Annotated in this window: 4 protein-coding genes and 1 pseudogene; all 5 read right to left on the reverse strand. The window is 61.3% G+C overall.

Annotation, left to right across the window (positions count from 1 at the left end):
* A partial coding sequence (locus GGQ89_RS20190; protein WP_425326515.1) for a zincin-like metallopeptidase domain-containing protein occupies positions 1 to 265 on the reverse strand: 265 nt, incomplete at its 3' end.
* Between the two features lie 133 nt (positions 266 to 398).
* Entirely contained in the window at positions 399 to 2,246 is a 1,848-nt protein-coding gene (gene ltrA / locus GGQ89_RS19470) for a group II intron reverse transcriptase/maturase (RefSeq protein WP_061780321.1), read from the reverse strand.
* A 616-nt stretch (positions 2,247 to 2,862) separates the two neighbouring features.
* A pseudogene (locus GGQ89_RS19475) lies at positions 2,863 to 3,258 on the reverse strand (ArdC-like ssDNA-binding domain-containing protein); the annotation flags it as partial.
* Between the two features lie 139 nt (positions 3,259 to 3,397).
* Complete coding sequence (locus GGQ89_RS19480) at positions 3,398 to 5,518, reverse strand: ParB/RepB/Spo0J family partition protein (protein ID WP_043061550.1); 2,121 nt, start codon at positions 5,516 to 5,518, stop codon at positions 3,398 to 3,400.
* Between the two features lie 187 nt (positions 5,519 to 5,705).
* The coding region (locus GGQ89_RS19915; protein WP_221239033.1) for a hypothetical protein at positions 5,706 to 5,954 on the reverse strand (249 nt) is incomplete at its 5' end.

The following is a 5,954-nucleotide window of genomic DNA, read 5'->3' on the forward strand; positions in this document are numbered from 1 at the left end:
GCTCGCCGCAGTGAAGATGGCGGAGGTATCGTTCTACAGCACCCTCGCCCGCGCCGCCCGCGACAAGGACACTTGCGATGTTACCTACTTCGTGGGCCAAGGTCGATGCCCAATAAGCCCGGGTGGAGAATTGCTCGGGCGGCGGCATGGTGATGCTGTCGGCCGTCGGATCGTAGAATGCGCGGTCGCCGCGGATGTGAACCGTGGCTGGCAGGCGTTCGACGAAGGTCTGGGCGCGGGATGGCAAGGCATCGGCCGGCGGCACGATAGAAAGCGGCGTGGGGTGAAACCGCTCGGGAAGGCGTAGGGTAGGCCGGGTGGCGTCTCGTTGAGAACGTCCCTCGGCCCCCCTCCGAACCGGACTTGCACCTTTCAGCGCATCCGGCTCTCCACCTACGTCAGAGTTGCAATTGTCGCCTATCTGGTAGCCTGCCCGCATGGAGGTCCACGTGGCAGGGTTTGCACAGCACGATACGCTTGCGCGTCCGTGCCGAGATCATTTTCCGACCCAAAGGCGCGACCTTCATATCAGCCATCTTGTGGACGTGATGCACCTCACATGCCTTATCCTCGGCACCGCACAGCTCGCACTGATTGGCGTTGAGACGTTCGACAAACTCGGTACGGTTGAGGCTCCACATTGCTGTGGCGGGAACGATGTCGATCGTTCCGTAGCGGATTTCTCCAACCGTCAACTCGGTCGACTTCCACAATTTGGCCGTCTTGGTCTCTCCCCTGACCATGTAGCTGACCTGATAATCGGTTCCACACCGAAGCCTATTGAAGACCTGCATCACCGAACACTTATGCTTGTTGGCTAGCGTCCGCCCCAAACTAGCCCGCCATATGTGGGTCAGCTTGTTGAGCTTCTTCTTGACGTCCCATGCTAGTGCGTAGTAATTAGCAAATCCTCGTAGCTCCGCATTATAGGCCATCACGATTTCGACGTCACTGCAATGAAGAAGCCGTGGGCGGTGCTGGCTGACAAAAGCCGACCAGTTGCCATACTCCTTCGTGGCGCAAAACTGTGCGACCTTGTCCCAAGGTACGCTTAATTGCATGATATCGGAGGGCATACGCGGCCTGAATACACGGCCATCCCTCACAACTTTCCCGGTTCGACGCTGGGTATGTGTATGAACGTCGTAGCCGAGAAACCTCACCCCATCCGACGCTTTCGCAATCCGACTCTTTTCCTCCGAGGCTTCGAGACACAGTTTATTGGACAGGAAAGCCCTGACCGTCGCCATGACCTCACGCGCTTCGTCCTTTGAACCGATGACCCCAATAAGAAAATCATCAGCGTAGCGGACGAAACGCAGCCTGCGAAAATTCAAGTCGAACGGATCACGCGCACGAAGCGATGCTCGCCTCTCCCCGATCTGCTCGATCTCGCGGAGTGCTTGATCAACAGCGGGATCATCAGCCTTGCCTTCAGCGCGCAGCCGACGAATTTTCTTCCAACGGTACTGCATGTTCGCGCTGAGCCGCCAGTATTCCGCCGGGACGGACCGTTGACCGCCCTTGTCGAACCGTTGCCTATATTCCTCCATGAACTCATCGAGTTCGTGAAGATAGACATTGGCCAGCAAGGGAGAGACGATACCGCCCTGTGGCGTGCCACTGAAAGATTCACGCACCTGCCAGTCTTCGAGATAGCCCGCCTTTAGCATGCCACGAACGAGGCCGATGAATCTTTCATCATCGATCCGTTTTGCGAGCAGCTTGAGCAGCACGTCATGGTCGATATTGTCGAAGAACCCGACCACATCGACCTCAACCAACCATTTGACGCCGGTCCAGACGCCGCGAACGGCGTCCAGTGCGGTGTGACAGGAACGCCCCGGTCTAAATCCATGGCTGTGTTCGGAAAACACAGGCTCATAAATCCTTTCAAGGATGCTTCTGACCACCTCCTGCACCAACCGGTCGTTGACCGTTGGGATACCAAGAGGACGCAATTTACCGTTGACCTTGGGAATATAGACCCGGCGCACGGGTAACGGGCGGTAGGAGCCGCTAAACACTTGCGACATCAGCCGGTGAAGTCTCTCAGGCGAAAAGCCGTCGAAAGTCTCACCATCGACGCCGGACGTCAGCGAACCCTGATTACGGGCGATCCGCTCATATGCTTGCTCCCAAAGGAGATCGCACTTCATGAGGTTGAACAGCCCGTTGACCCGCTTCCCCGCGATAGACAACTTTGGCAACTGCTCCATCCGCTTCAGGACGGTATGTGACAGCATCAGCTAGTCCCTTCCTTCGTTGGTGGAGCGACGTAAGCTGCCGGACTTCCCCCGGCCGGTTGGGCTTTCGGGCGAGTCACCTCGACCCTTATACCGCCGGTCGTGCGCTCCCGAAGGTGCGCCTGTCCCGGGCGTTACCCCGGGCGTTTGAGTACTACTCCGGCTCCGTGGCCATACAGGACGGACCAAAGTCCGCCTGCTACAGGCCATCCTGTGATGACGTGTGTAGGGAGTTCCGACTTGGTTAGGCCCCCAGTTCATCCCTTTGTCCCCATACAGGGCTGCGCCGAGTAGGCTGGATGCGCCGGTCCTCGAAGGAAAGACCAGCGCCTTTAAGCACTCGGAACCACGCCTCAACCATTGCTGCGTGGCTGGCACCAGATATACCGCTCGGGATTTGGGTTCAGGCAGTGTAGCTTTGACCATACAAGTCTTGCCTTGACCGTCCGCCGCTACAATGGTTTCGCGACTTCCGGCCTTTTCCAGCCATGCTATGTTTCCCTGCCCCTTTCGAGGATCAAGCCCTTGCAGGCCAGAGTAAGACTGGTAGGCATAGGACATTTCCAGCTATCCTAATCTCATTCGAGATACTCCATTACTCACGCTTTCACAGCGCACCTTCGATCTGATCGGCGTTGAAGACAGCATAGCTGCGAAGGACACGTCGCAACTCGTCCGTCGTGACACCCGTCACGCTCGAGGCCACCGCTTTGCTGTAGGACTTGTAGAAGATCGCGATTTCGGATCGCTCGCCCTGCCGAACCTTACCGCCGAGAGCATCGGCCTGTTTGAAGGTCATCCACGTGCGCGAATGGTATCCGGCACCTTCCGCGACAAGCCACAGCCAGAAGCAATTGATCCCGCGGTAAGGCTCGCCGGTGACCCGGAGAGGACGACCGCCAAGGCCTGGGCGCCAGGGCTTCACCCAAGGTCTCACGCCAGCGTCCAGGCGATCGATGATGGCCGCCGTGATGATCTCGGCGGGGGAGGGGGCATCGGTGGTCTTGGCCACGGGTGGGCTCCTTGGCTTGGAAAAGGGGCGCTCGAGCGTCGGCGGGGGTTCGCATCCGGCACGACGCAGAGGCACGAAAAGGAGGGCGGTACTCCCGAGAGAGCACCGCCCTGAGGCTCCTCGAACATGCTGTCAGGCGTCAGGCGGCCTGGGGATAATCGTCGTCGACCGGTTCCTGTGTCGGCGCGTCACCAAGCGGGTTCGCACCGCTGTCCAGCTCGCTTCCATCCAGATCGTCACCGTCCAGCTCGTCACCGTCCGATCCGACGGCGTCACCGTCGTCAACGAAGGTCGAGCGCGCGGGTACGCGTTCCGGCCGTTCGACGTTGTCGAAGCGCATCGCCTCCGGAAGCCAGACCGTCGCCTTCTCGCGGATCTCCGCCTCGACGATCCCCTGTCCGTTGCAGAGTGCCGCGCAGGTGGCCGCCAATTCGCCCTTCTTGGCATCCTTGTAGCGCCCGCGCAGGATCGGGCCGCCGATCTCCTCCAGCGCGTCGAGCATGACGTCCTTCTTCACCCGGCCGAAGTAATTCTCGGCCGTGGGACGCCACAAGCACGCGACCTGGATATCGAGCAGACGGCCAAGATGATCGTGGAAACCGTTCGCGCGTGCGCCATCGGCAACGTTGAGCGTCGCCTCGAGGGTCTGCGCCACGGCAAACGCCACCCACGCGCCACGAGCATCGTCCGGCAGCGTTCGAAAAGCATCGAACCTCTCCGACATCGTGGTGTGCCCGACCCAGGTCGTGTCGAGATGCTGACGCTGATCCTCGATCGTCTGTGAGGCCATCGATGCTTCGTCACGAAAGGCGAAGATCGGAAATTGCGCGGGATCGGCACGCAGGGTCGAGTGATCGCGCACATAGCTGGTCGTGAAGACGAGGCTCTGGGCCATGAGGAAGATGGTCAGATCGAGCGCGATCATCGGATCGCTCGCGACGTGCGCAACGAGGATCTGGCGACGCTGGGTGGCTAGCTCCTCGATCAGCGTGGCGCTGAGCCGCGGGGACGGGTCCGCCACGGCGTCGTCACCGCTGCCGGTTTCGCCTGGTCCAGCGCCATTGCCGCTCGCAGCGCCACCCGCCCGGGGGTCAGCCAGCGGCTTTTCGCTGAACAGACGCGTGTGAACGCGGGCCTCGCCGTCACCGCCGATATAGACGAAGGTGCCCAAATTCGCTTTCACGCCCGGATCGATCGTCTTGCGGGCGGTGTCGATCTCCGCGATTTCGCGCTCGATCGTCTCAACGCGGTCGTTCGCCGCGTTCGCCTCGGGAGTGCCCTCGGCCAGATCGGTTTCCAGCGCCTCGATCAGCGCATCGTTCTCGAGGCCCAGCGCCTCGATCCGGGCTTGCTCTTCGTCGGTGAGGGGCCGAGCAACCGGGTGGAATTCGTGGAGCTGCCGCTCGACATCATAGGGGACGTGGGTGGCAGCGATCGGGGTCACGAACGCCAGACCCTGCGCGGCTGCGAGTTCCGCCGCGGCTGCCTCGAGCTTCTTGGTCGCCAAGTCCTCGAGGAGGTCGACGTCGGTCCAGTTCTCGTCGTCGGTGTCGAGCGCGAATAGATCGCCGTCGATACGGCCGCCCGCGGCGACATAGGCTTCCCGCCCAACGAAGCGCGCCTTGGCATCGTTTGGCCGCACGGTACCGTTGAGGATCGCGCGGCGAATGTTGTCGGGCTGCTTGCCGTAATAGGAATGCTTCATCTGCTCGAAGACCCGCGCCTGGCGATCGACGTCGGCGGTCACGGCGTACGCCTGCGCCACGCCGAGATCGATTTCGTCCGATCCAAGGGCCTCGAAGATGGCCGGCGCGAGGTCGGCGAGCCGCATGCGCTGCTCGACGAAACGAACGGTGACGGCCTGCTGGATCGCGACCTGTTCGACGGTCATGCCAAGCTGATCGATGAGATGCTTGAACGCGAGACAGTCGTCAGCCGGGTTCATCGGTACGCGCTGCCGGTTTTCCGCCAAGCTGGCGCCGACCGAAGCGGCATCATCAACCGACAGGACGAGCACGGGAACCTCGTGATCAGCCGCAAGTGCGCCGCGCCCGATGAGCAGCTGAATGGCGCGCAGCCGTCGACCGCCGGCCTTGACGGTGAAGGTGCCGGCCTTCTTGAGCGGCGTCACCACCAGATTTTGGAGGAGGCCGTTGGCAGCGATGCTGGCGGCGAGCTCCTCCAGGCCGACCTCCCGGCCACGCTTGCGCACATTGTCGTTCGAGAGCGAAAGGTTTTTGACCTTCACGGACTTGATCATCGGTCGTCTCCATCCGGAGTTGGCGCGCCGTCGACGACGTCGCGCGAGCCTGAACCTCAGGCCCACCAAGCCGAAGGCTCCCTCTCCTCCACTTCGATGGAACAGGACGACCGAGATGACGCACACAGTAGATGCGACGTGACGGCATCCCGCTCGTGCGTTCGAGACCTGCCCGGGAAGGTTCCTGTCAGAAATCAGTCAGCCAGCGGACGGCAACGTGCCCCGAGAACGATCGCGCGTCTTGGATGGGACCGCAGATCGTGGTCGTCGCCGATGCGCTGCCCTTAGCCATTCGCGCGATCCAAGGAGGGGGCGTCACATATAGTGGACCCGAATATACGCTCTCATGACTGCCATCCGAGACGCTGGCCGAGTTTACCTTGTCGCTGGCCGCAAGACCAGCGTTCGCATTGACCTTGGCGGGTGTGCCGCGGAC

Origin of the sequence: Sphingomonas yabuuchiae (genome assembly GCF_014199595.1) — a bacterium.
GTDB lineage: Bacteria > Pseudomonadota > Alphaproteobacteria > Sphingomonadales > Sphingomonadaceae > Sphingomonas > Sphingomonas yabuuchiae.